This is a genomic window from Streptomyces sp. NPDC045470, assembly GCF_040646595.1.
Lineage (GTDB): Bacteria > Actinomycetota > Actinomycetes > Streptomycetales > Streptomycetaceae > Streptomyces.
This window is the reverse complement of record NZ_JBEZAN010000001.1, coordinates 407,090-430,272: the sequence shown is the minus strand read 5'-3', so window position 1 is coordinate 430,272 and position 23,183 is coordinate 407,090. Positions and strand designations below refer to the sequence as shown.

21 protein-coding genes are annotated in these 23,183 nt (G+C 73.4%); 14 read left to right on the top strand and 7 right to left on the bottom strand.

What is annotated here, in order from left to right:
• Positions 1–105 precede the first annotated feature (105 nt).
• Positions 106–1,248 (top strand): glycosyltransferase family 4 protein, encoded by a 1,143-nt coding sequence (locus AB0A97_RS01815; protein ID WP_361143035.1) that lies wholly within the window; start codon positions 106–108, stop codon positions 1,246–1,248.
• A gap of 74 nt (positions 1,249–1,322) precedes the next feature.
• On the opposite strand, the gene AB0A97_RS01810 is transcribed toward AB0A97_RS01815, so the two are convergent.
• On the bottom strand, positions 1,323–3,119 hold the full coding sequence (locus AB0A97_RS01810; RefSeq protein WP_361143033.1) for an AMP-dependent synthetase/ligase: 1,797 nt from the start codon (positions 3,117–3,119) through the stop codon (positions 1,323–1,325).
• Between the two features lie 311 nt (positions 3,120–3,430).
• On the opposite strand from AB0A97_RS01810, the gene AB0A97_RS01805 reads away from it, so the two are divergent.
• The 6 genes from AB0A97_RS01805 (at position 3,431) to AB0A97_RS01780 (ending at position 8,549) form a co-directional block, all read left to right on the top strand.
• Positions 3,431–4,207, top strand: a complete 777-nt coding sequence (locus AB0A97_RS01805) for a metallophosphoesterase (RefSeq protein ID WP_361143030.1) — start codon at positions 3,431–3,433, stop codon at positions 4,205–4,207.
• 175 nt (positions 4,208–4,382) lie between these two features.
• Complete coding sequence (locus tag AB0A97_RS01800; protein WP_361143027.1) at positions 4,383–4,856, top strand: SRPBCC family protein; 474 nt, start codon at positions 4,383–4,385, stop codon at positions 4,854–4,856.
• A 2-nt stretch (positions 4,857–4,858) separates the two neighbouring features.
• A complete protein-coding gene (locus AB0A97_RS01795; protein ID WP_361143024.1) occupies positions 4,859–6,067 on the top strand; it encodes an ArsA-related P-loop ATPase in 1,209 nt (402 codons plus the stop codon).
• Positions 6,068–6,168: 101 nt separating this feature from the next.
• Positions 6,169–6,708, top strand: coding sequence for a DUF5304 domain-containing protein (locus tag AB0A97_RS01790; protein WP_361143021.1), 540 nt, complete (start codon positions 6,169–6,171; stop codon positions 6,706–6,708).
• Between the two features lie 89 nt (positions 6,709–6,797).
• A complete protein-coding gene (locus tag AB0A97_RS01785; protein ID WP_030020869.1) occupies positions 6,798–7,739 on the top strand; it encodes an ROK family glucokinase in 942 nt (313 codons plus the stop codon).
• A gap of 102 nt (positions 7,740–7,841) precedes the next feature.
• Positions 7,842–8,549 carry an endonuclease/exonuclease/phosphatase family protein gene (locus AB0A97_RS01780; RefSeq protein WP_361143018.1) on the top strand — a complete coding sequence of 236 codons (708 nt, stop codon included), beginning with the start codon at positions 7,842–7,844 and terminating at the stop codon, positions 8,547–8,549.
• A 24-nt stretch (positions 8,550–8,573) separates the two neighbouring features.
• On the opposite strand, the gene AB0A97_RS01775 is transcribed toward AB0A97_RS01780, so the two are convergent.
• The 3 genes from AB0A97_RS01775 to AB0A97_RS01765 all read right to left on the bottom strand — a co-directional run bounded on the left by AB0A97_RS01775 (position 8,574) and on the right by AB0A97_RS01765 (position 11,561).
• Positions 8,574–9,800 (bottom strand): hypothetical protein, encoded by a 1,227-nt coding sequence (locus AB0A97_RS01775; RefSeq protein ID WP_361143015.1) that lies wholly within the window; start codon positions 9,798–9,800, stop codon positions 8,574–8,576.
• Between the two features lie 197 nt (positions 9,801–9,997).
• Entirely contained in the window at positions 9,998–10,777 is a 780-nt protein-coding gene (locus tag AB0A97_RS01770; RefSeq protein ID WP_361143012.1) for a hypothetical protein, read from the bottom strand.
• A complete protein-coding gene (locus AB0A97_RS01765; RefSeq protein WP_361143010.1) occupies positions 10,764–11,561 on the bottom strand; it encodes an alpha/beta fold hydrolase in 798 nt (265 codons plus the stop codon). The genes AB0A97_RS01770 and AB0A97_RS01765 overlap by 14 nt, the downstream gene beginning before the upstream one ends.
• A 291-nt stretch (positions 11,562–11,852) precedes the next feature.
• Between AB0A97_RS01765 and AB0A97_RS01760 the strand changes: the two genes are divergently transcribed.
• From AB0A97_RS01760 to AB0A97_RS01740, 5 genes are all read left to right on the top strand, one after another.
• Entirely contained in the window at positions 11,853–12,656 is an 804-nt protein-coding gene (locus AB0A97_RS01760) for a lysophospholipid acyltransferase family protein (RefSeq protein WP_361143007.1), read from the top strand.
• Between the two features lie 30 nt (positions 12,657–12,686).
• The gene (locus tag AB0A97_RS01755) at positions 12,687–14,000 is read left to right on the top strand and encodes a DUF5931 domain-containing protein (protein ID WP_361143005.1); all 1,314 of its coding nucleotides are present in this window, start codon (positions 12,687–12,689) and stop codon (positions 13,998–14,000) included.
• A complete protein-coding gene (locus AB0A97_RS01750) occupies positions 13,997–14,668 on the top strand; it encodes a response regulator transcription factor (RefSeq protein ID WP_361143002.1) in 672 nt (223 codons plus the stop codon). Before AB0A97_RS01755 ends, AB0A97_RS01750 begins: the two co-directional genes overlap by 4 nt.
• A gap of 231 nt (positions 14,669–14,899) precedes the next feature.
• Positions 14,900–15,928 carry a 6-phosphofructokinase gene (locus AB0A97_RS01745; protein ID WP_361142999.1) on the top strand — a complete coding sequence of 343 codons (1,029 nt, stop codon included), beginning with the start codon at positions 14,900–14,902 and terminating at the stop codon, positions 15,926–15,928.
• Between the two features lie 245 nt (positions 15,929–16,173).
• A complete protein-coding gene (locus AB0A97_RS01740) occupies positions 16,174–17,190 on the top strand; it encodes a 2-hydroxyacid dehydrogenase (RefSeq protein WP_361142996.1) in 1,017 nt (338 codons plus the stop codon).
• On the opposite strand, the gene AB0A97_RS01735 is transcribed toward AB0A97_RS01740, so the two are convergent.
• The 3 genes from AB0A97_RS01735 to AB0A97_RS01725 all read right to left on the bottom strand — a co-directional run bounded on the left by AB0A97_RS01735 (position 17,156) and on the right by AB0A97_RS01725 (position 20,093).
• Positions 17,156–19,105, bottom strand: coding sequence for an anthranilate synthase family protein (locus tag AB0A97_RS01735; protein WP_361142993.1), 1,950 nt, complete (start codon positions 19,103–19,105; stop codon positions 17,156–17,158). The genes AB0A97_RS01740 and AB0A97_RS01735 overlap by 35 nt on opposite strands.
• Before the next feature lie 93 nt (positions 19,106–19,198).
• A complete protein-coding gene (locus AB0A97_RS01730) occupies positions 19,199–19,261 on the bottom strand; it encodes a trp operon leader peptide (protein WP_361145153.1) in 63 nt (20 codons plus the stop codon).
• Between the two features lie 10 nt (positions 19,262–19,271).
• On the bottom strand, positions 19,272–20,093 hold the full coding sequence (locus AB0A97_RS01725; RefSeq protein WP_361142990.1) for an alpha/beta fold hydrolase: 822 nt from the start codon (positions 20,091–20,093) through the stop codon (positions 19,272–19,274).
• A 135-nt stretch (positions 20,094–20,228) separates the two neighbouring features.
• Between AB0A97_RS01725 and AB0A97_RS01720 the strand changes: the two genes are divergently transcribed.
• Positions 20,229–21,734: a PLP-dependent aminotransferase family protein gene (locus AB0A97_RS01720; protein WP_361142988.1), complete on the top strand. Its 1,506-nt coding sequence runs from the start codon at positions 20,229–20,231 to the stop codon at positions 21,732–21,734.
• A gap of 2 nt (positions 21,735–21,736) precedes the next feature.
• Positions 21,737–23,080, top strand: coding sequence for a class II 3-deoxy-7-phosphoheptulonate synthase (locus tag AB0A97_RS01715; RefSeq protein WP_361145152.1), 1,344 nt, complete (start codon positions 21,737–21,739; stop codon positions 23,078–23,080).
• The last annotated feature ends 103 nt before the right edge of the window (positions 23,081–23,183 follow it).

Below are 23,183 nucleotides of genomic sequence, written 5' to 3'. Positions count from 1 at the left end.
GTCCGTCCCGGTGGACGGGGCCGTGTCACGACCGTAGACGAGTCACGCGCGTGCCGGGGCGGCCCCCGCCGGTCGTGTCCGGTGACCCGGTACTGTGCCAGGGCAATGGACAAGACGCTGATCGTCACGAACGACTTCCCGCCCCGCCCCGGCGGCATCCAGGCCTTCCTGCACAGCATGGCGCTGCGCCTGGACCCGGACCGGGTCGTGGTCTACGCCTCCACCTGGAAGCGCGGCCAGGAGGGCGTCGAGGCCACCGCCCGCTTCGACGCCGAGCAGCCCTTCCCGGTCGTACGCGACCGGACGACCATGCTGCTGCCGACGCCCCGGGTGACCCGGACGGCCACCGCCCTGCTGCGCCGGCACGGCTGCTCCTCGGTGTGGTTCGGCGCCGCGGCGCCGCTCGGCCTGATGGCGCCCGCGCTGCGCCGGGCGGGCGCGCGCCGGATCGTGGCCACCACGCACGGGCACGAGGCGGGCTGGGCGCAGCTCCCCGGCTCCCGTCACCTGTTGCGGCGGATCGGCGAGGACACCGACACGATCACCTATCTCGGTGAGTACACCCGCTCGCGGATCGCCGCCGCGCTGACGCCGGCCGCCGCCGGGCGGATGACGCAACTGCCGCCCGGCGTGGACGAGAAGACCTTCCACCCCGGTTCGGGCGGCGACGGGGTACGGGCCCGCCTCGGGCTCGCCGAGCGGCCGGTCGTCGTCTGCGTCTCCCGGCTGGTGCCGCGCAAGGGCCAGGACACCCTGATCGAGGCGATGCCGCGCATCCTGGCCGACGTGCCGGACGCGGTGCTGCTGATCGTGGGCGGCGGCCCGTACGAGAAGCAACTGCACGCGCTCGCCGTCGAGAAGGGCGTCGCCGACGCGGTGCGCTTCACCGGGGCCGTGCCGTGGGAGGAACTGCCCGCCCACTACGGCGCGGGCGACGTCTTCGCGATGCCGTGCCGTACCCGGCGCGGCGGGCTGGACGTGGAGGGTCTGGGCATCGTCTACCTGGAGGCGTCCGCCACCGGACTGCCGGTCGTGGCGGGGGACTCCGGCGGCGCGCCGGACGCCGTGCTGGACGGCGAGACGGGGTACGTCGTCCCGGGCGGCTCCCCGACGGTCACCGCCGAACGCGTCGTCGCGCTGCTGAAGGACCCCGCCGCCCGCCGCCGCATGGGCGAGCGCGGCCGCGCCTGGGTGGAGGAGAAGTGGCGCTGGGACCTGCTGGCGGAGCGGCTCAAGGAGCTGCTGTAGCCGGACGCGCGGACGCCGGGCGGCCGGGTGCGCGGCCCGCCCGGCGTCCGGAAGGGTGTCGGTACGTCCGCGCGTCACGCGCGGTAGATCGCCTCGATCTCCTCGGCGAAGTCCTTCGCCACCACGTTGCGCTTGAGCTTCAGCGACGGCGTGACGTGCCCGGACTCCTCGGTGAACTGCGTCGGCAGGATGCGGAACTTGCGTACCGACTCGGCCTTGGAGACGGCCGCGTTGCCGTCGTCCACCGCCCGCTGCACCGCGGCCAGCAGCTCCGGGTCCTTGCTCAGCTCGGTGACGCTCTGCCCGGCCGGGCGGCCGTGCTCCGTCGCCCAGCGCGGCAGGAACTCCTCGTCGAGGGTGACCAGCGCGCCGACGAAGGGGCGGCCGTCGCCGACGACCATGCACTCGGCGATCAGCGCGTGCGCGCGGATGCGGTCCTCGATGACGGCCGGGGCGACGTTCTTGCCGCCCGCCGTCACCAGGATCTCCTTCTTGCGGCCGGTGATCGCGAGGTAGCCGTCCTCGTCGAGGGTGCCGATGTCACCGGTGTGGAACCAGCCGTCGGAGAGCGCTTCCTTGGTCGCCGACTCGTTGTTCCAGTACTCGGTGAACAGGTGCTCGCCGTGCAGCAGCACCTCGCCGTCGTCGGCGATGCGCACCACCGAGCCGGGCAGCGGCTGGCCGACCGTACCGATCTTCTGGCGGTCCCACGGGTTGAAGGCGGTGGCCGCGCAGGACTCCGTCAGGCCGTAGCCCTCCAGGGCGGTGAAGCCGATGCCCCGGTAGAAGTGGCCCAGGCGCTCGCCCAGCGGCGCGCCGCCGGAGATGGCGTGGGTGGCCCGGCCGCCGAGCACGGCGCGCAGCTTGCCGAAGACCAGCTTGTCGAAGAGCTTGTGCTTGATCCGCAGGCCGAGGGCGGGCCCGGCCTGGGTGTCCAGCGCGCGGCTGTAGGCGATGGCCGTCTCGGCGGCCCGGTCGAAGATCTTGCCTTTGCCCTCGGACTGCGCCTTGGCCCGCGCCGCGTTGTAGACCTTCTCGAAGACCCGGGGGACGCCGAGGATCAGTGTCGGGCGGAACGAGGCAAGGTCGTCGGTGAGGTTCTTGATGTCGGGGGCGTGGCCGAGCTTGATGGGGGCCATGACCGAGGCCACCTGCACCAGCCGTCCGAAGACGTGGGCCACCGGCAGGAAGAGCAGGACCGAGGAGTGGCCGGTGCGGAAGAGGGGTTTGAGACGTTCGACGACGTTGCCGCACTCGGCGAAGAAGCTGCGGTGGGTGAGCACACAGCCCTTGGGCCGGCCGGTGGTGCCGGAGGTGTACACGATGGTGGCGGGCGAGTCGGCGTCGGCGAGGGCGCTGCGCTCGTCCACCTCCGCGTCGGTGACACCGGCGCCGGCCGCGCGCAGCCGGGCGACCGCGTCCCGCTCGATCTGCCAGATGTTCTCCAGCGCGGGCAGCCGGTCCCGTACGGACTCGACGGCGGCCTCCTGCGCGGGGGATTCGACCACGCAGGCCACCGCGCCGGAGTCGCCGAGGATCCACTGCACCTGTTCGGCGGAGCTGGTCTCGTAGACCGGGACGGTGACCGCGCCCGCGCTCCAGATCGCGAAGTCCAGCAGGGTCCACTCGTACCGGGTGCGCGACATCAGGCCGATCCGGTCGCCGGGCCGGATGCCGGCGGCCATCAGGCCCTTGGCGGCGGCCCGTACCTCGGCGAGGAAGACGGTGGCCGTCACGTCCTGCCACCGGCCGTCGACCTTGCGGCCCATGACAGCGACATCGGGGTGCTGCGCGGCATTGCGGCGGATCAGATCCGTCAGGTTGCCGTCCGCGGGGACCTCGTACAGGGCCGGAAGGCTGAACTCGCGCAAGACTGCTGCTCCTCTATGGCGCCGGCGTCACGACGCTGTGTGCTGGCCGGCTGCGGTCCATGATCAGGCAGGGGGGGTGGTGGACTGCCCGGACGTTACCCACCGGTATTGCTTTTGGGATAGGGGGTTACGCCCAGATGTTCGATGCGTCACACGCTGCGTGACGCGCGTCCGGACACGCCTTGGGACTGCTTCGCGCAGACTAGACCAGGCTTTCGGTGACCGGGAAGTAACCGCAGGTCGGACCCGTCTCCCGGCGGCACCTCCGGCCCCCCTCCCGGGCGTACGGCTTTCGATCTAGGGTGACCGGCATGCGAGTCCATGTGGTCAGCGACGTACACGGCAACGGGCGGGACCTCGCCACGGCGGGCGACGGGGCCGACGCCCTGGTCTGCCTGGGAGACCTGGTGCTCTTCCTCGACTACGCCGACCACTCCCGCGGCATCTTCCCCGACCTCTTCGGCACCGAGAACGCCCACCGGCTGGTCGAGCTGCGCACCGCCCGCCGCTTCGAGGAGGCCCGCGCGCTGGGCCGCCGCCTGTGGGGCGACATCGAGCGCGAGGGCGGCGGCCGGATGGCTGTGATCGAGGAGGCCGTCCGCCGCCAGTACGCCGAACTGTTCGCCGCCTTCCCGGAGCGGACGTACGCCACGTACGGCAACGTGGACCTCCCCCACCTGTGGCCCGAGTACGCCGGACCCGGCACCACCGTCCTGGACGGCGAGCGGGTGGAGATCGGCGGCCGCGTCTTCGGGTTCGTCGGCGGCGGGCTGACGACCCCCATGCGTACCCCGTACGAAATCAGCGACGAGGAGTACGCCGCCAAGGTCGAGGCCGTCGGCGAGGTGGACGTGCTGTGCACGCACATCCCGCCGGACGTCCCGGAGCTCTGCTACGACGTCGTCGCCCGCCGCTTCGAACGCGGCAGCGCCGCCCTCCTGGACGCGATCCGCCGGACCCGGCCCCGCTACGCGCTCTTCGGTCACGTGCATCAGCCGCTGGCCCGGCGGGTACGCGTCGGCGGCACCGAGTGCGTCAACGTGGGGCACTTCAACGCGACGGGAGCGCCGTACGTCCTGGAGTGGTGACGGCCTTCCGGGGCCTTCCCGGGGTCTTCCCGGAGGGCCCTCCCGGGGGCCGTCTCCGGGGCCGACCGGATCGGCCGGGAGGCCGGTCCGGCGCGCTTTCGCCGCGCGGTAGCCTTCAGCAGCAGGGATACGCGTCTGGCGGACCGGCACGAATCGGCATGGAGGAGTCACGGCGATGGCCGAACACACCAGCTCTAGCATCACGATCGAGGCGGCACCCGCCGAGGTGATGGGAGTGATCGCCGACTTCGACCGCTATCCGGACTGGACCGGCGAGGTCAAGGAAGCCGAGATCCTCAGCAAGGACGACCAGGGCCGCGCCGAGCAGGTCCGCCTGCTGCTGGACGCCGGCGCGATCAAGGACGACCACACCCTCGCCTACACCTGGATCAGCGACCACGAGGTCAACTGGTCACTGGTGAAGTCCCAGATGCTGCGCACCCTCGACGGCTCCTACCGGCTGGTACCGCTGGCCGGCGGCGCGCACACCGAAGTGACGTATCAGCTCACCGTGGACGTCAAGATCCCGATGCTGGGCATGATCAAGCGCAAGGCGGAGAAGGTCATCATCGACCGCGCGCTGGACGGGCTGAAGAAGCGCGTCGAGAGCGGCCCCGTGGGCCCCGCCGGCGAGGCCAAGAGCCGCTGACCATGCGTACCGTCCTCGTCACCGGCCCCGGCGGCGCCGGCCGTACCACCATCGCCGCCGCCACCGCCCTGGCCGGTGCCCGGCGCGGTGAGCGCGTCCTGCTGCTCACCGCCCGCGGCGGCGCGGCGGAACGCGCCCTGGGCACCCGCCCGGGCCGCCCCGGTGACGGCCCGGTGCCCGTCGTGCCCGGCCTGCACACCCGGCGCGTAGACGCCGGCGACCACTTCCGCCGGGAGGTCCTCGCCTTCCAGGAGCGCGCGGGCGCCGCCCTCGACCTGCTGGGCGCCGCACCCCTGGACGAGGACGAACTGACCGAACTGCCCGGCGCGGAGGCGTTCGCGCTGCTCCACGAGCTGCGCGCGGCCCACGAAGCGGCCGGCGGGCCCGACGGCCCGCAGACGGTCGTCGTCGACATGCCGCCCGCCGCCGACACCGTCGCCCTGCTCGCCCTGCCCGAACAGGCCCGCCGCTACCTCCGCCGCCTGCTGCCGCCCGAACGCCAGGCCGCCCGCGCGCTGCGGCCGGTGCTGGCCCAACTGGCGGGCGTGCAGATGCCCACCCAGAAGCTGTACGAGGCCGCGGAGCGCTGGGAGCACGAACTCGCCGCCGTACAACGGATCATCGACCACCCGGGCACGACCGTACGGATCGTCACCGACGCGGGCCCGGCCGCCGTCGCGGACCTGCGGGAGGTGCGCTCGGGCCTCGCCCTGTACGGGCACCGCACCGACGCCGTCGTCGCGAACCGGCTGCTGCCCACCGGGTCGGCCGACCCGTTCCTGGCCGCGCTCTCCGGACAGCAGCAGAGCGCGCTCAAGGCGCTCCGCGAGGAGTTCCCCGAGGCGCCGGTCGTCGAGGTGCCGCACCTGGGCCGCGACCCCGAGGGCACCGAGGACCTGGACGAGCTCTGCCGCGGCACGGTCGGGGAGCCGGCCGCGCCCGGCGGCGCCGACGACCCGTGGACCGTGGAGGACCGGCTGGCCCCGGACGGCATCCTGGTGTGGCGGGTGCCGCTGCCGGGCGCCGAACGCGACGGGCTGGGCCTGCTGCGGCGCGGCGACGAGGTCGTCGTCACCGCCGGCCGCTTCCGGCGGATACGCACCCTGCCCTCCGCGCTGCGCCGCTGTTCGGTCTCCGGCGCCGGGCTGCGCGACGGCGCGCTGCACATCCGCTTCACCCCCGACCCGGACCTCTGGCCCCGCGGACACTGAACGGCACACCGCCGTTCGGGTAACGTCGGGAGAAGCAGCACCGCCGCGCACCCGCCGCCCACGCGGGTCCAGATCCGCCTCGCCGCAGGAGTGAGTCCGCCATGAGCGATGCCACCGAGCGCCCCGCCGACCGTACGGACCGGTTCGACGCCGATGCCTGGGAAACGGCCTGCGCCGAGGACCTGGCGGCCGAGAAGGCCCGCCGCCGCGCGCAGTACGGCCCGCCGCCGGGCAGCGCCGCCGAGGAACTGCGCCGCCTCGCGGAGGCCGTCACCGACAAGCTCGCCGGCATCCAGTTGCCGGGCGCGCTCGCCGGTATGGCCGCGCAGGGCGCCGTGCAGCAGCTCTTCCGGCAGGCCAAGGCCGTCGTCGAGCCGGTCGTCGAACGCAACCCGGAGGTCTTCGACCACCTCGCCGCCGCCGGGTCCGAGCTGCTGGCCGCCTACCGTTCGGCCGTCGAGAGCAGCGAGCGCCGCTGGACCCGCGAGGCCGCCGACGAGGCCGCGCAGGCCGACCCGCGGGAGGCCGCCGGGCCGGGCGCCGGCCGCGACGGCGGCGACACCCGCGACAAGCGTGACGACCCGGGCGCCCGCCGGGACGACGAAGGACCGACGGGCACCGAGCGGATCGACCTCGACTGACCCTCGTCCCGCGGCCGGAGGGCACGGGCGCCGCCCCGCACTCCGGTACGGTTGTACGCGGCGGGGTACGACCAATAACTGAGGGACACATGGGACTCACCATCGGCGTCGACATCGGCGGCACGAAGATCGCGGCCGGCGTGGTCGACGAAGAGGGCACGATCCTCGAAACGTGCAAGGTGCCGACCCCGCAGGCCACCGACGAGCTGACGGAGGCCATCGCCGACGCCGTCCGCACCGTCGGCGCCGACCACCAGGTCGAGGCCGTCGGCATCGGTGCCGCCGGTTATGTGGATGAGAAGCGGGCCACCGTCCTGTTCGCGCCCAACATCGACTGGCGCCACGAGCCGCTGAAGGACAAGGTCGAACAGCGCGTCGGCCTGCCCGTCGTCGTCGAGAACGACGCCAACGCGGCGGCCTGGGGCGAGTACCGCTTCGGCGCCGGCCAGGGCCACAGCGACGTCATCTGCATCACCCTGGGCACCGGCCTGGGCGGCGGCATCATCATCGGCAACAAGCTGCGCCGCGGCCGGTTCGGCGTCGCCGCCGAGTTCGGCCACATCCGCGTCGTACCGGACGGCCTGCTGTGCGGCTGCGGCAGCCAGGGCTGCTGGGAGCAGTACGCCTCGGGCCGCGCCCTGCTGCGCTACGCCCGCCAGCGCGCCTTCGCCACCCCCGAGAACGCCGAGGTGCTGCTGTCGCTGGGCGACGGCACCTCCGAGGGCATCGAGGGCCGGCACATCAGCGAGGCCGCCCGCCAGGGCGACCCGGTCGCCGTCGACTCCTTCCGCGAGCTGGCCCGCTGGGCCGGCGCGGGCCTCGCCGACCTGGCCTCGCTCTTCGACCCGTCCGCCTTCATCGTCGGCGGCGGCGTCTCGGACGAGGGCGAACTGGTCCTCGACCCGATCCGCAAGTCCTTCCGCCGCTGGCTGGTGGGCAACCAGTGGCGTCCGCACGCCCAGGTGCTCGCCGCCCAGCTCGGCGGCAAGGCCGGACTGGTCGGCGCCGCCGACCTGGCACGCCAGGGCTGACCCGCGGTGCCGGCCGCGCTGCCCGCCTCCCGTACCGAGCCGGGCTCCGCTCCCGAGGACTTCGCATCGAGCGGAGGCGGAACGGAGCGGAGCGGCTCGGCCGTGCTCCGTGTGCTCAGCTACAACGTCCGCTCCCTGCGCGACGACCGCGCGGCGCTGGCCCGGGTGATCCGGGCCTGCGCCCCGGACGTCGTGCTCGTGCAGGAGGCGCCGCGGTTCTTCCGCTGGCGCAAGAGCGTGGCCAGGCTGTGCCGGGCGACGGACCTGGTGCACGTGACGGGCGGCGCCACCGCCGCCGGCCCGATGATCCTGTCCTCGCTGCGCGCCCACGTGGAACGCACCGAGGACGTCCTGCTGCCCCGCACCCCCGGCCTGCACCAGCGCGGTTTCGCGACCGCGGTGGTACGGATCGGGGGCGCCCGGGTCGGCCTGCTCAGCTGCCACCTCAGCCTTCAGGCCGACGAGCGGTACGGCCAGGCGGGCCTGCTGCTGGAGCGGCTGCGCGCGTTGGACACCCCGTACGCCGTCGCGGCCGGTGATCTGAACGACCGGCCGGACGGGCGTGCCTTCCGGCGGCTGGCGGGCTCGCTCACCGACGCCTGGACGGCGGCGCCGTGGGGCGGCGAGTACACCTCCACGCCCCACGACCCGCACCAGCGCATCGACGCCGTCTTCACGACCGACGGCGTCGAGGTGCTGGGCTGCGGTGTACCGCGCGACCTGCCGGGCCTCGCCCACGGCGACCTGCTCGCAGCCACCGATCACCTGCCGGTACTGGCCGTGCTGCGGGTGCCGGTCACCGGGCCCTGAGCACCGCTCCGGACCCGGCGCCGCTCAGGACAGCGTCATCCTCGGTTCGCCCCGCCCGTTGAGGCCGGGACCGCCGCCGGTGCAGGTCAGACGGCTCTTGGGGGCCTTGTCGCTGTTGAGTGAGGTGTACGCCTGCCGCAGGCAGTTCCGCAGGGCGAGCTGGCCCCAGTGGTTCGGGTGCAGCGCCTCCTGCACCTGGAACGGCGGCAGCACCGCGGTGACCGTCCGCACCCAGCTGATCCACTCGGTCTTGTCGGCCGCGCCCGGGTCGGTCCACCGCTTCACCGTGCCGCGCACCGGGTCGACCAGCCCGACGCCGCGCTCGCACAGCCGGTGCCCGTCGAAGCTGTGCGTGAGGTCGAGGAAGCGGACATTGTCCAGCCCGCTCTTGTCGATGCCCCGCTGCACGGCCCGGCCGACGGCCGGCAGCACGCTGTCCACCGCCCAGTCGGCGTCCCGGTCGTTGAACGCGCAGCCGCCCAGGGTCTGGCGCGCGCCCAGCGGCGCGGGGTAGCGGAAGTCGCGGCCGTGCGGGATGGGCGCCGGGTAGTTCTGCACGATCACGTCGTACTCGTCGGTCTCGTGCCCGGCCCGCAGCATCGCCTGCTTGACGTTGCGCAGCCCGCCCGCGATGTCGTCCGCCCGCTGCTCCACCGCTTGGTCGGTGAACCGGGCCCGGTTGGCCGGGTCCTGGCTGCACGACTTCGGCAGCGGACTGAGGTAGGCCAGGACGCAGGACTTGACGACGTCGCCGAAGCGGAAGTCGTTGCCGCCGACCGAGACGGCGACCATGTCCACCGGGTGGTCGCGCGCGTACTCCTCCAACTGCTTGGCCTGGCCGGGCACCCCGGCCGCGTCCGAGAAGTCCAGCCCCGGCTTGGCGACGCCGTTCGAGGCCCGGAAGGAGTCGGTACGGGCACCGGAGCAGGCCAGGTTCTCGCTCTCGGTGCCGGGCAGCCCGAGGTGGATCTCGGCGGAGCGCGAGCGGTGGCACTTCGGGATGCGCTCGGCGGTGCGGCCCGCGTTGTCGAAGTACGCGCTCGGGCCCAGCGCGTCGATGCGGGGGAAGTTGGCCGGGTTGGCGTCGCTGTTGCCGGCCCAGCGCCCGGCCTCGCCGGAGATGTAGGAGTCGCCGACGGAGACCACCGCGCCAGGACCGGGAGCCTGCCGCTGCTGCGGCGGACTGGCGGCGGCGGGCACGGTGGCCAGCAGGCCCGTCACCGCGGCGGCCGTCGCGGCGGCGGCCGCCACCCGGACGCGACGACGTGGACGGGGGCATGACGACGAGAGCGGATGGCGCACGGGGGTCCTCCCGGGAACACGGCCGGATACTCGGCGTGATCCTCCCCGTTCGCGGCGTCAACGTCGGTCAGGACACCTGGCGCGCGAGGGTGAATCCCGGGGCGTGCGGGGGACGGCGGTACGGCCGTGGGCGGCGGCCGGTGCGGTCATACGACCGCGCCGCCGCCCGGCAGCTCCTCGTCGTCCTCGTCGTCGTGCTTCATCCGGGCCACCAGCGTCGCGAAGCCGCCCAGGAAGCCGCCGATGCCCAGCAACGTCATCCACCAGGTGACGGGCTGCTGCAACAGCACCATGAGCACCAGCAGCAGCGGCCCGCCGAGCACCGCGATCCAGGCGAACTTGGTCGTCACGTCGGCCTTGGGCAGCGGAGGCGGCTCGGGCGGCACGAAGTGCCCCTCGTCCGTCCCGTCGGGCTCGTCGTCGGACGCCTCGGCCGCCGACCAGTCGCGCGGGCCGACGCCGGGCGCGAAGACCACGAAGCTGCCCACGCCGTTCGCGCCGGGCCTGTCCGGGGCGCCGGGGGAGGGCTCGCTGCGCGGCCGCTCCTCGACCGTCAGGCCGCCGTCGTCCCGGTCGGTGCGGTCCGCTGGGTCCGGACGGTCGGTGTGATCAGCGCGTTCCGTACGGTCCGGGCGTCCCGGGCCGGTCTTCTCGGGAGGCTTGCCGTCGGACCGCCGCCCGCCGTCGGCGCGGTCCTCACCCGTCCTGCCCAGGCCGGCACGGTCTTCACCTGCCCCGCCCACGTCGGCGCGGTCCGGCCCGCTGTCCGTGCCGCCGCTGTCGGACGGCCCGCCGGCCGTCTTCGGGCCCGTGCTGGAGACCGGCCCGTCCTCGTCCGGGAAGGCGGGCGCCTTGCCGTACCCGGCCACGATCTCGGCCCAGGCGGCTTCCTCGTCCAGCGGGTCGCGGGGGCTACGCTCCTCCACCGGTGGCCGTCTCCTCACTCTCCACGCCCGTGCGCACGCTCGGTGCCAGACGGGCGATGAAGTCGTAGGTGTCCTCGAAGATCCGCTCGGCGTCGTGGTCGAGCGTGGCGACGTGGTAGCTGCGCTCCAGCAGCGTCTGCCGTACGTCCTTGGAGGACACCCGGCTCAGGATGCGCTCGGAGTCGGCGGGCGGCACGACGTGGTCCTGCGGGCTGGTCAGTACCAGCAACGGCTGGGTGACCCGGGGCAGTTCGGCATCGACGAGCTGGAAGAGACGGCGCAGCGAGTGCGCGGCGTGCAGCGGCACCCGGCCGTAACCGGTCTCGACGGACCCCGGCTTGGCGATGTCGTTCGCCACGCCCTTGGTCGTACGGATCAGGTGCCGCAGCACCGGCAGCAGCGGGGCGGCCGCGTCGTGCACCTTGTTGCCCGGATTGACCAGCACCAGGCCGCTGACGGCGGGGCCGTGCACCTCGGCCAGCCGCAGTGCCAGCGCGCCGCCCATCGACAGGCCGCAGACGAAGACCTGCTCGCACCGTTCGGACAGCGACCGCAGCTCGCGGTCGACCTCGGCGTACCAGTCCTGCCAGGTGGTGAGCTGCATGTCCTGCCCGCGGGTGCCGTGTCCTGGCAGCAGGGGGAGCGAGACCGTCAGGCCGCGGTCAGCCAGGTACTCGGCCCAGGGGCGTACGGACTGGGGGGAGCCGGTGAAACCGTGGCAGACGAGGACGCCGGTCCGGCCGCCGTCGCGGCGGAACGGCTCGGCTCCGGGAAGCAGCGGCACCGGGGGACTCCGATCGGTGAGGGGCCGGGCGGCAACGGGTTGCGCGGGTTACTGGAAGCCTACGCGGAGCGGCGCCGGGCGGATAGGTCCGAAGGCCCCCGCGGAGCCCGCTCGTGCGCCCCGCGCGCGCGGTGACCGTGCGCTCCGTACGGGTGCCCCGGCGTACGGAGCCGCCGGGAGGGCGGGCCGGGTGGAGCCGTCGGCGGGCGGGCCGCCGAGAAGAGGGGGGCGCCGGGGCAGGTTAAGGTCTTTGCGTCACACACAGGAGGCAGTGGGTTGATCTACGGCGCAATGAAGTTTTCCATCGGCGGATCGCTGAAGCTGGCTTTCCGTCCCTGGGTGGAGGGCCTGGAGAACATCCCCGCAACGGGACCCGCGATCCTGGCGAGCAACCATCTCTCCTTCTCGGACTCCTTCTTCCTGCCCGCGGTGCTCGACCGCAAGGTCACCTTCATCGCCAAGGCCGAGTACTTCACCTCGCCGGGCGTCAAGGGCAAGCTGACCGCCGCCTTCTTCAAGGGCGTGGGCCAGCTGCCGGTGGACCGCTCGGGCGCGCGGGGCGCGGGCGAGGCGGCGATCAAGAGCGGCATCGAGGTGCTGGAGCGCGGTGAGCTGTTCGGCATCTACCCGGAGGGCACCCGCTCGCCGGACGGCCGGCTCTACCGCGGCAAGCCCGGCGGCCTGGCCCGGGTGGCGCTGGCCACCGGCGCCCCGGTCATCCCCGTCGCGATGATCGACACGGAGAAGGTGCAGCCGCCCGGCAAGGTGATGCCGAAGATGATCCGGCCCGGTATCCGGATCGGCAAGCCGCTGGACTTCAGCCGGTACCACGGCATGGAGGGCGACCGCTTCATCCTGCGCTCGGTGACCGACGAGGTCATGTACGAGATCATGAAGCTGTCGGGCCAGGAGTACGTGGACATCTACGCGACCGCCGCCAAGCGGCAGATCGCGGACGCGGCCAAGAAGAAGGCCGAGGCGGAGAAGGCCGAGAAGGCCGAGAAGGCCGAGAAAGCAGGGACGGCGGCCAGGACCGGCAAGCGGCGGGCCGCGCCGGCCGCGGACCGGCAGGGCAGGACCGGCACCGGGGCGTAGGCGCGCCCCGGCACAGGGGTGGGGGGCGAAATGGCAGAGGCAGAGATACGGCCCGCGGCCGGCGCGGCGGCGGGCCAGGGTAAAGGGCGGCCGCAACGGGTGGTCCGGATGTCGGTGGAGCTCCCGCTGTGGCGGGCGCTGACCGGGTACCGCGTCCTGACCCTGGCCTACGTCCTGGTCCTGTTCGTGTTCTCCTACAAGAAGTACGCGCATCCCCTCGTCGCCGCCGCCTACATGACGGCGCTGACCGTGTGGATGGCCTTCACCTGGCGCCGTACGACCTCGGCGGAGCGCTGCACCCGCGCCTTCCTCATCGGCGACCTGTCCTTCGCGCTCGGTGGCATCCTGCTCACCCTGGTGGCGGACAGCCACGAGCGGATCATGGACGGCGCGGCGACCCTGCCCTCCATCTGGACGGCGGGCGCGGTGCTCGGCTTCGCCATCAAGGGCGGCTGGCGCTGGGCCGCGGTGGCCTCCGCGCTGGTCGCCGTCGTCAATCTGGTCGAACGCCAGGAACTCGCCCGCGACACCATCCACAACGTCGTCCTGGTGTGGGTGGCGAGCGTCGCCATCGGTTACGTGGTCGAGGTGGCCCGCGCCAGTGAGCGCACCCTCGCCCGCGCCCTCCAGATCGAGGCCGCCACCCGTGAGCGGGAGCGGCTGGCCCGGGACATCCACGACAGCGTCCTGCAGGTCCTGGCGATGGTGCAGCGGCGCGGTGCCGCGATCGGCGGCGAGGCCGCCGAACTGGGCCGGATGGCGGGGGAGCAGGAGGTCGCGCTGCGCACGCTGGTCTCCAGCGGGCTGACCCCGCCGTCCGGTACGGCCGTCCCCGCCGCCGGGGAGGAGGCGGTCCGCACCCCTCAGGAGGCACTGGCCGCGCCGGTGCCGTGCGCCGAGGACGGCCCCGACGCCGGGCCGTGCGACGTACGGGCCCTGCTCGCGCCGCACGCCGGTGCGCGCGTCACGTTCTCCGAGCCGGGCGGTCCGGTCGTGCTCCCGGCGGTGGCCGCCGCGGAGCTGGCGGCCGCTGTCAGTGCTGCGTTGGACAATGTCAGGGTGCACGCGGGGGCCGAGGCACAGGCGTGGATCCTGGTGGAGGACGAGCCGGACGAGGTGGTCGTGACGGTGCGGGACGACGGCCCCGGCATTCCCGAAGGCCGCCTCGCGGACGCCGAGCGCGAGGGCCGGCTGGGGGTGGCCCTGTCGATCCGCGGCCGGCTGCGGGACCTGGGCGGCAGCGCCGACTGGATCTCGGTCCCCGGCCAGGGCACGGAAGTGGAGCTGAAAGTCCCCAAGGGCGGCGTGCCCGAGGGCCGGAAACGGGGGAGGAGCACGGCGTGAGCGAGCCGCAGGACGTGAAGGTGATGGTGGTCGACGACCACCCGATGTGGCGGGACGCGGTCGCCCGCGATCTGGCCGAGGCCGGGTACGACGTGGTGGCGACGGCCGGGGACGGGCCGCAGGCGGTGCGCCGCGCGCAGGCCGCGGCACCCGACGTCCTCGTCCTGGACCTGAACCTGCCGGGCCTGCCCGGCGTGGAGGTCTGCCGGGAGGTGGTCGGCACCCACCCCGCCCTGCGGGTGCTGGTGCTCTCCGCCAGCGGCGAGCACGCCGACGTGCTGGAGGCCGTCAAGTCCGGCGCGACGGGCTACCTGCTCAAGTCGGCCAGTACCGAGGAGCTGTTGGACGCGGTGCGCCGTACGGCGGCCGGCGACCCGGTGTTCACGCCGGGCCTGGCCGGGCTGGTGCTGGGGGAGTACCGCCGGCTGGCGACCGAGCCCGTCCCGGCCGCCGAGGACGAGCCGGGCGCGCCGCGGCTGACCGAGCGGGAGACCGAGGTGCTGCGCCTGGTCGCCAAGGGCCTGTCGTACAAGCAGATCGCCGACCGGCTGGTCATCTCGCACCGCACGGTCCAGAACCACGTGCAGAACACCCTGGGCAAGCTCCAGCTCCACAACCGCGTCGAACTGGTCCGGTATGCGATAGAACGGGGCCTGGACGAGGTCTAGAAGCCCGGCCCTCGCCGTCCGGGGGGTCGCGAGGGCACCGGCCCCGTAGGCGCAATGCGCTCGTACGAGTGAACGCATTGCGTCAAGTCCCCGGCATTTCCGGGGAATTCGCTTTCCTCCCCATCCCGGGGTGACGTGCATCACCATTAGCGTGACCGGCGTCGGCACAGCACGGCCGCGCGCGGCCACCGGCGGGTGCGCGGCCCCTCACGGGATGAAGGTGAAGAAGCGATGCGGGTCGGAGTACTGACCGGCGGCGGTGACTGCCCCGGTCTCAACGCGGTCATCCGAGGCGTGGTGCGCAAGGGTGTCCAGGAGTACGGCTACGACTTCGTCGGCTTCCGGGACGGCTGGCGCGGGCCCCTGGAAGGCGACACGGTACCGCTCGACATCCCCGCCGTACGCGGCATCCTGCCCCGCGGCGGCACGGTCCTCGGCTCCTCGCGGACCAACCCCCTCAAGCAGCAGGACGGCATCCGCCGGATCAAGGACACCCTCGCCAAGGAGGAGGTCGAGGCACTGATCACGATCGGCGGCGAGGACACCCTCGGCGTCGCGGCCCGGCTCTCCGGCGAGTACGGCGTGCCCTGCGTCGGCGTGCCCAAGACGATCGACAACGACCTGTCCGCCACCGACTACACCTTCGGCTTCGACACCGCCGTCGGCGTCGCCACCGAGGCCATCGACCGGCTGCACACCACCGCCGAGTCGCACATGCGGGTGCTGGTCGTCGAGGTCATGGGCCGGCACGCGGGCTGGATCGCGCTCCACTCCGGCCTGGCCGGCGGCGCCAACGTCATCCTCATTCCCGAGCAGCGCTTCGACATCGACCAGGTCTGCGCCTGGATCGAGTCCCGCTTCAAGGTGCGGTACGCGCCGATCGTGGTGATCGCCGAGGGGGCCATGCCCAAGGACGGCCAGATGGTCCTCAAGGACGGGTCGACGGACTCGTTCGGGCATGTGCGGCTGTCGGGCGTGGGCGAGTGGCTGGCCAAGGAGATCGAGGACCGTACGGGCAAGGAGGCCCGTACGACGGTGCTCGGCCACACCCAGCGCGGCGGCACGCCCAGCGCCTTCGACCGCTGGCTGGCCACCCGCTTCGGCCTGCACGCGATCGACGCGGTGCGGGACGGCGACTTCGGCACGATGGTCGCCCTGCGCGGCACGGACATCGTCCGGGTGCCGCTGGCGGAGGCGACCGCGAAGCTCAAGACCGTCGATCCGAAGCTGTACGCGGAGGCCGGGGTCTTCTTCGGCTGAGCCCGGCCGGTGGGTGGCGCGCGGCCGGGGCCGGTGGCGGGGCCGGGGGAGCGGCAGGTCCCGCCGTACGGCGCCGTACGCGCCCGTACGTCCTCGTGCGCGCCCGTCCGCGCCCGTACGTCGCCGTACGCGTCGGACGGGCGGCCGGGGCGCGCCCCGCGCCGTATATTCGGCCCTGTCACCGTAAATGCCCCGAAACGGGCGGCGGTGACCGGACCGCATGACCGGCAACGTCGGGAGACACCGTGGAGATCATCGCGTTCGGCGTGCAGGCGGACGAGCGGCCGCTGCTGGTACGGGCCTTCGACGGCCGTCACCAGGTCCGCTGCCTCGACGTCTTCCTCAACCGTGACACCGCCCCCATCGCCGCGGGCCACGAGGTCGTCAGCGTCAGCGTCAACGCCGACCTGAACGCCGAGGTGCTCCAGTCGCTGGCGGTCGGCGGCACGAAGATGATCGCCCAGCGCGCCACCGGCTACAACAACATCGACCTGGAGGCCGCGGCCGACCTCGGACTGACCGTCGGCCGGGTCTCCGCCTACTCGCCGTACTCGGTCGCGGAGTTCGCCTGGGGCCTGGCCCTGGCCGTCGACCGCCGGATCGTACGGGCCGCCAACCGCACCCGGAACTTCGACTTCCGCCTCGACGGGCTGATGGGCCGCGACCTGCACGGCCGTACCGCCGGCGTGCTCGGCACCGGCAAGATCGGCGAGGCGTTCACCCGGATCGCCCACGGCTTCGGCATGAAGCTGCTGGGCTGGGACCTCGTCGAGAACCCCCGCTGCGCCGAACTGGGCATGACGTACGTCGGCCAGGACCGGCTGTTCGCCGAGTCGGACCTGATCAGCCTGCACGTACCGCTCATGGAGTCGACCCGCCACCTCGTCGACGCCGCCGCGCTGGCCGCCATGAAGGACGACGCGATCCTGGTCAACTCCAGCCGCGGCGGCCTCGTCGACACCGCGGCGCTGGTGGAGACCCTCAAGGCCGGCCGGCTCGGCGGTGTCGGTCTGGACGTCTACGAGGAGGAGGCCGGGCTCTTCTTCTTCGACAAGTCCCTCGAAGTCGTCCACGACGACACCCTCGCCCGCCTGATGACCTTCGGGAACGTGCTCGTCACCTCGCACCAGGCGTACTTCACCGGGGACGCGGTCGGCCAGATCCTCGACGCCACCGTACGCAACGTCGAGGACTACCTGGCCGGCCGCACCAACGAGAACCTCCTGGTCACACCAGGACAGCGGCCAGCAACTGGGCGGTGATCGCCGCCCCGTCCAGCGTCAGCACGGACTCCGGGTGGAACTGCACGCCCGCGAACCCGGGACCGCGCAGCGCGTGCACCTCGCCGGAGTCCGTGTCCCGGCTCAGCTCGACCCGGTGCATGGCCAGTTCGGCCACCGCCGCCTCGTCGCAGCGGGCCGTGAAGGTGTTGTAGAAACCGACGGTCTCCGGACGGCCGAAGAAGTCGATGCGCTCCTGCGCGCCCTGGAACGGCACCTCCTTGCGCACGATCTCCAGACCCAGCTCCGCGGCGATCAGCTCGTGCCCGAGGCAGACGCCGAGCAGCCCGTGCCGGTGGTCGCGGACGAGCTGCGCGGTCAGGGCGCGCAGCAGCCGCATCTTCGGGTCGGCGGCGTCCGACGGGTCGCCGGGGCCGGGGCCGAGCACGACCGGCCCCTCGTGGGCCGCCGCGGCCTCCCGCAGCCCCGGCTCGTCGTACCGGCGCACGGTCACCGTCAGCCCCGAGGTGCGCAGCAGGTGCGCCAGCATCGCGGTGAAGGTGTCCTCCGCGTCGATCACCAGCGCGTGGCCGGACAGCGCGGCGGTCGGCGCGGTGCTCTGCATCCGCAGCCAGAAGGGTGCGAGGTCCGCGCGGCGGGCGTCGAGCGCGGCCCGCACCCGCGGGTCGTCGGCCAGCCGGGGCCGCCCGGCGGACTCCTCCGTACGGTCCGGCGCGGGGCGCACGCCGAGGGCGGTCAGCACCCCGGCGGCCTTGGCGTGCGTCTCGGCGACCTCGGCGTGCGGATCGGAGGCCCGTACGAGGGTGGCGCCGACCGCCACCCGCAGTCCGCCGTCCGCGTCGATGTCCGCCGTACGGATCAGGATCGGCGAGTCCAGCGTCTGCGCGCCGCCCGCGTCCCGCCCGATCAGTGCCAGCGCCCCCGCGTAGTAGCCGCGCCCGTCGGCCTCGTGGCGTTCGATCACCCGGCAGGCGTTCTGCACCGGCGAACCGACGACGGTCGCGGCGAACATCGTCTCCTTCAGCACCTGACGCACGTCGAGCGAGGAGCGCCCGCGCAGCTCGTACTCCGTGTGCGCGAGGTGCGCCATCTCCTTGAGGCGCGGCCCGACCACCACACCGCCCTTGTCGCCGACGGTGCACATCATCTTCAGCTCCTCGTCCACGACCATGGACAGCTCCTCCACCTCCTTGCGGTCGCCCAGGAACTCCAGCAGGTGCTCCGCGCTCGGGCCCCCGTCCGGGTAGCGGTAGGTGCCGCTGATCGGGTTCATCACGACCGTCCCGCCGGACATCCGTACGTGCACCTCGGGGCTGGCGCCGACCAGCGTGCGCACGCCCGGCCGGTGCACGACGTACGTCCAGTACGCGCCGCGCTCACCGGCCAGCAGCCGCCGGAACAGGGCCAGCGCGTCGGCCGTGCCGAAGTCCGGGATGCCGCCCTGGAAGGTGCGCCGGATGACGAAGTTGGCGCCCTCGCCGGTCCCGATCTCGTCCCGCAGGACCCGCTCGACGGTCCCGGCGTACGCGTCGTCGGAGACGTCGAAGGCGCCGTCCGTCACCCGCACCGCGTGGGCGGGGAGTTCCGCCAGCACCTCGTCCAGCGGCAGCTCGTACGCCTCGTCCGGGCGCAGCACCGCCAGGGGGGTGCCGTCGTCGCGGACATCGAACCCGCGCTCGCGGATCTGCCGGAACGGGACGAGTGCGAGGGCGTCGGTGACCGCGGTGCCGCTGTCCGGCACGCCGTCGCCGAGCGGGATGCCGTCCAGCCGTGACACCTCGGTCACCTCGCCGACCAGTACTTCGACGGTGCCGACGGTGCCGGCGGCGGGACGGCCGGGTGTACGGCGGTGCAGCAGGGCGAACGGCGGGCAGCCGGGGGACAGCAGGCGGCGCAGGACGTCGGCGGTGCCGGCGTCGGTGGTGGAGCGAGGCATGTCGGCGGTTCCTTCCGGGAGGGAGGAACGGCCCGTACACCACGGAAGGCCGCCCCTCGGGGCGGCCTTCGCGATGTCAGTGGTTACGCGCGATCAGTGGGCCGCCGGATGAGCGGTCCACCACCAGTTCATGGTCCTGGCCGGTTGCGCGTGCATGGGCGTCACCCTACCCGACGCGCTCCGGCAGCGCCGCGAGGAAGGCGGTGAGCGCGGAGGTGAAGGCGTCGGGCTGTTCGAGGTTGGGCAGGTGGGCGGCGTCCTCGATGACGGCCAGGCGCGCGTCCGGGATGCGGTCGCGCAGGAACTCGGCATCGGGGACCGGGGTGTAGGTGTCGTCGCGGCCGGTCAGGACGAGGGCCGGTACGGCGAGGCGGGCCAAGGAGGCGGCGTAGTCGGGGCGTTCCGCGCGCCCGCGCAGTGCGGCGGCGGCGCCCTCGGGCGGCGCGCCGAGCATCATGCGCCGTACGTGCTCCGCGACGGCGGGCCGGATGGCGAGGGTGCGCGGCGAGACCATCTTGTCCAGGACCTCTTCCGTGTAACCGCGCATCCCTTCGCGCAGCAGCCGGTCGGCCATGGCGTTGCGGGCCCGGCGGCCCTCGGGGGTCTCGGCGCGGGCGAAGGTGTCGGCGAGGACGAGGGCGCGCAGCCGTTCCGGGAAGCGGCGGGCGCACTCCATGGCGATCTGGCCGCCCATGGACAGGCCGCCGAGGACGATCCGGTCCGTCACCCCGAGGTGGTCCAGGAGCGCGGCGAGGTCGGTGGCGAAGGTCTCCAGGCGGGTCGTGCCCGGTACGACCCGAGTGGCGCCGTAGCCGCGCAGGTCCGGTACGAGGACGCGGTGGCCGGCGGCGGCCAGCGCGGTGGTCTGCGGGGTCCACATCGTGTGGTCGAAGGGGTGCCCATGGATCAGAAGGATCGTTTCTCCGGCTGCTTCGCCGGTGTCCTCGTACGTGGTGGTGATGCCGTTGACGATGGCTGTACACAGCACAACTCGCCCCTGTCCGTAGGTTCTTGGCGGCCGGCCTGTTGACGGCTCGATGCTAGGGCGGGCATCATCTCGGTGCAATAAAAACATTGCACTCGGTGCAATGGTCGACGCCAGGAGTGACGGCCGGGAGGGCCCGTGGAGGACTACCGGCGCATCGCCGACGCCGTCGCGGCCGACCTCGCCGCCGGGCGCCTGCGCCCCGGCGACCGGCTCGCCACCCAGCGCGCCTTCGCCCGCGCCCACGGCATCGCCGCCTCCACCGCCGCCCGCGTCTACCGCGAACTGGCCCGCCGCGGGCTGACCGTCGGCGAGGTCGGGCGCGGCACGTACGTACGCGCCGCCCAGCACGCCCCCGGACCCGCGCTCGCCGAACCCGCCGACCCCGCCCGCCGCACCCGCGTCAACCTCGAACTCAACTACCCCGAGGTCCCCGGGCAGGCCGCCCTCCTGGCCCGCGGACTGGAGCCCCTGCTGCGTCCCGACGTGCTGAGCGCGGCCCTGGCCGTCGCCCCCGCGACCGGCTCCGCGCCCGCCCGCGAAGGCTTCGCCGCCCTCCTCACCCGCGGGGACTTCCGCCCCGACCCCGCCGGCCTGCTGTTCGCGGGCAACGGCCGCCAGGCCATCGCGGGCGCGCTCGCCGCGCTGGTGCCGCCCGGCGGCCGCCTCGGCGTCGAAGCGCTCACCTATCCGCTGGTCAAGTCCGTCGCCGCCCGCCTCGGCGTCACCCTCGTACCGCTCGCCGGGGACGCGTACGGACTGCACCCGGACGCCGTACGCGCGGCCCACCGCGGCGCCCCGCTGCATGCCCTCTACCTCCAGCCGACGCTGCACAACCCGCTCGGCGTGACCATGCCCGCCGGGCGCCGCGCCGAGCTGGCCGAAACGCTGCGCGCCCTGGACCTGTGGGCCGTCGAGGACGCCGTGTGGTCCTTCCTCCTGGACGACGGCCGGCAGGCCGGACTTCCGCCGCTGGCCGCCCTGGCCCCCGAGCGCACCCTCCTGGTCGACAGCCTTTCCAAGCGCCTGGCGCCCGGCCTGACCGTCGGACTGGTCCTCGCGCCGCCCGCGTCCGCCGACCGGGTCGCGGCCGCCCTGCGCTCCGGGGGCTGGACGGCCGGGGGCTTCGCCCTGGAGGCCACCGTCCGCTGGCTGCTGGACGGCGTGGTGACCACGGTCGTCGAGGCCAAGCGCCGGGACGCCGCGGCCCGGCAGGCACTGCTGCGCGAGCATCTCGACGGCTACCGGGTACGGGCCGACCCGGCCTCCTACTTCGCCTGGTGGGAGCTGCCCGAGGGGTGGCGGGCCGAGACGTTCCTCGCGGCCGCCGCCCGGCACGGCATCGCCGTCACCCCGGCCGCCGCGTTCGCCGTCGGCGCGGAGGGCACGCACGGCGCCGCGCCCGCCCCCAACGCCGTCCGGGTCGCCCTCGCCGCCCCGGCCCCCGGCGACCTGGCGTACGCGCTGCGCACACTGGCCGCCCTCGCCCGCGGCGCCCCGGAGGACTCGGTACCGGACCGAGTCGCGCGGGCGCACCACCGGGCCGGGCGCGAGCCCCCGGCGGTCCACGGGAGTGGGACCTTCGTCTCACATCCCGGTCGGCGAGATGGACCCCCGTCCGGACCCCGTAAAGTTGACGCGTGACCGTGAACGCTGAAATCCACGCCGGTGGCAACACCTGGCGAGACCTGCCCGCGGCGCAGCAGCCCGAATGGCCGGACCAAGAGGCTCTGCGCGATGTGATCGCCGAGCTGGAGTCCTATCCGCCGCTCGTCTTCGCCGGCGAGTGCGACCAGCTGCGCGAGCGCCTGGGAGCGGTCGCCCGCGGCGAGGCGTTCCTGCTGCAGGGCGGCGACTGCGCGGAAGCGTTCGACGCCGTCTCCGCCGAGCACATCCGCAACAAGCTCAAGACCCTGCTCCAGATGGGCGCGGTCCTCACGTACGCCGGGTCGGTCCCGGTCGTCAAGGTCGGCCGGATCGCGGGCCAGTACAGCAAGCCGCGCTCCAAGCCCACCGAGACCCGCGACGGGGTGACGCTGCCGACCTACCGCGGCGACTCCGTCAACGGCTTCGAGTTCACCGAGGCGGCCCGCATCCCGGACCCGCAGCGCCTGAAGCGGATGTACCACGCCTCCGCCGCGACGCTGAACCTGGTACGGGCCTTCACCACCGGCGGCTACGCCGACCTGCGCCAGGTGCACGCCTGGAACCAGGACTTCGTGAAGTCCTCCCCGTCCGGGCAGCGGTACGAGGCGCTGGCGCGCGAGATCGACCGGGCGATGAACTTCATGAACGCCTGCGGGGTGGACCCGGAGGAGTTCAAGACGGTCGAGTTCTACGCCTCCCACGAGGCGCTGGTGCTGGACTACGAGTCCGCGCTGACCCGTACCGACTCGCGTACCGGCGACCTCTACGACGTCTCCGGCCACATGGTCTGGATCGGCGAGCGCACCCGGCAACTGGACGGCGCGCACATCGAGTTCGCCTCCCGTATCCGCAACCCGATCGGCGTCAAGCTGGGCCCGACGACGACCGCCGAGGACGCGCTCACGCTCATCGAGCGCCTCGACCCGGAGCGGGAGCCGGGCCGGCTGACCTTCATCACCCGCATGGGCGCGGACAAGATCCGCGGCAAGCTGCCCGAGCTGGTCGAGAAGGTCACCGCCTCCGGCGCGCAGGTCGCCTGGATCTGCGACCCGATGCACGGCAACACCTTCGAGGCCGCCTCCGGGCACAAGACCCGACGCTTCGACGACGTGCTGGACGAGGTCAAGGGCTTCTTCGAGGTGCACAAGAGCCTCGGTACGCACCCGGGCGGCATCCACGTCGAGCTGACCGGCGACGACGTCACCGAGTGCGTGGGCGGCGGCGACGAGATCTTCGTCGACGACCTGCACCAGCGCTACGAGACCGCCTGCGACCCGCGGCTCAACCGCAGCCAGTCGCTGGACCTGGCGTTCCTGGTGGCGGAGATGTACCGGGACCAGTGAGCCACCGGCCCGGCCGGGCCGTACGTACGCACCGATGGGGCGCGGATCACAGGATCCGCGCCCCATCGGCGTTGTTAGCGGACTTTCGTCCCGGGTAAGGTAA

Coding starts and splice junctions, on each gene's coding strand:
- AB0A97_RS01815 (WP_361143035.1), top strand. CDS start 106: ATGGACAAGACGCTGATCGTCACGAACGACTTCCCGCCCCGCCCCGGC.
- AB0A97_RS01805 (WP_361143030.1), top strand. CDS start 3,431: ATGCGAGTCCATGTGGTCAGCGACGTACACGGCAACGGGCGGGACCTC.
- AB0A97_RS01800 (WP_361143027.1), top strand. CDS start 4,383: ATGGCCGAACACACCAGCTCTAGCATCACGATCGAGGCGGCACCCGCC.
- AB0A97_RS01795 (WP_361143024.1), top strand. CDS start 4,859: ATGCGTACCGTCCTCGTCACCGGCCCCGGCGGCGCCGGCCGTACCACC.
- AB0A97_RS01790 (WP_361143021.1), top strand. CDS start 6,169: ATGAGCGATGCCACCGAGCGCCCCGCCGACCGTACGGACCGGTTCGAC.
- AB0A97_RS01785 (WP_030020869.1), top strand. CDS start 6,798: ATGGGACTCACCATCGGCGTCGACATCGGCGGCACGAAGATCGCGGCC.
- AB0A97_RS01760 (WP_361143007.1), top strand. CDS start 11,853: ATGAAGTTTTCCATCGGCGGATCGCTGAAGCTGGCTTTCCGTCCCTGG.
- AB0A97_RS01755 (WP_361143005.1), top strand. CDS start 12,687: ATGGCAGAGGCAGAGATACGGCCCGCGGCCGGCGCGGCGGCGGGCCAG.
- AB0A97_RS01745 (WP_361142999.1), top strand. CDS start 14,900: ATGCGGGTCGGAGTACTGACCGGCGGCGGTGACTGCCCCGGTCTCAAC.
- AB0A97_RS01735 (WP_361142993.1), bottom strand. CDS start 19,105: ATGCCTCGCTCCACCACCGACGCCGGCACCGCCGACGTCCTGCGCCGC.